2 protein-coding genes are annotated in these 848 nt (G+C 49.9%); both read left to right on the plus strand.

All coding sequences use genetic code 11. The features are described from left to right. Nucleotides 1-459 (plus strand): DUF4368 domain-containing protein (locus tag DW642_RS16385; protein WP_242991219.1); only part of this gene is annotated, 459 nt, incomplete at its 5' end. Beyond that, nucleotides 456-800: a TnpV protein gene (locus DW642_RS15665; RefSeq protein WP_117511024.1), complete on the plus strand. Its 345-nt coding sequence runs from the start codon at nucleotides 456-458 to the stop codon at nucleotides 798-800. The genes DW642_RS16385 and DW642_RS15665, both read left to right, overlap by 4 nt. The last annotated feature ends 48 nt before the right edge of the window (nucleotides 801-848 follow it).

Genomic DNA, 848 nt, shown 5'->3' on the forward strand with positions numbered 1-848 from the left:
AAGCACGAAAAGGACGCTGATCGTTTTATCGCTCTGATTGACAAGTATGAGAACTTCGACAAGCTGACCATTGCTATGCTCAACGAGTTTATCGAGAAAATCCTTGTGCATGAGCGTGACCGCAAAGGCAGTATACAGACCACACAGGAGATCGAGATTTACTTCAATTTTGTCGGTCGATTTGTTCCCCCGGCGTTTGGTGAAGTGGAGCTTACCCCGGAGGAATTAGAGGAAATCCGCAAGCGTGAGGAACGCAAGGACAGGCTTCATCAGAACTACTTGAAGCGGAAAGCCAGCGGAGCGCAGAAGCGATACGAGGACAAAATCAAGGGAAGAAAAAAGGCAGAAATCGAAGCCAAGAAAGCCGCCATTCGTGCGGAGGACATTGCAAAGGGAGTGTTCGTCCCTGTCAGCAGTTTACCGCAGAGAGAGCCGATGAAAGGAGTACAAACAGCATGAATATCACTTATACACAGAACGGCGATTATCTTATCCCGAACATCGTTATCCGCAAGACCAAGCCCCTCGGACACTACGGCAGACTTCGCAAGGCGTATCTGGAAATGCACCGTCCGATACTGTTCAATGAGCTGGTACTATCCGACAAGCTCTTTGAGCATTGCGCCGAGATTGACGAAGCGGCACGAAACCGCATGGAGCTGATCGTGCGGTCACTGGCAGAGCAAAACGGCGTGACCGAGCAACTGAAAGCTGAAAACCAAATGGAATGGGTGCGGCAGATGAACGCTTGCAGGGCGCAGGCAGAGGAAGTTGTGAAAGCAGAGTTGATTTATAATTGAGCGAGGAAGTCCGGGCAGAAAACTGTTCGGACTTTTCTCATATAGTCC

The sequence above is a fragment of the Blautia sp. AM23-13AC genome (assembly GCF_003435675.1).
In the GTDB taxonomy this organism is placed as follows: domain Bacteria; phylum Bacillota; class Clostridia; order Lachnospirales; family Lachnospiraceae; genus Fusicatenibacter; species Fusicatenibacter saccharivorans.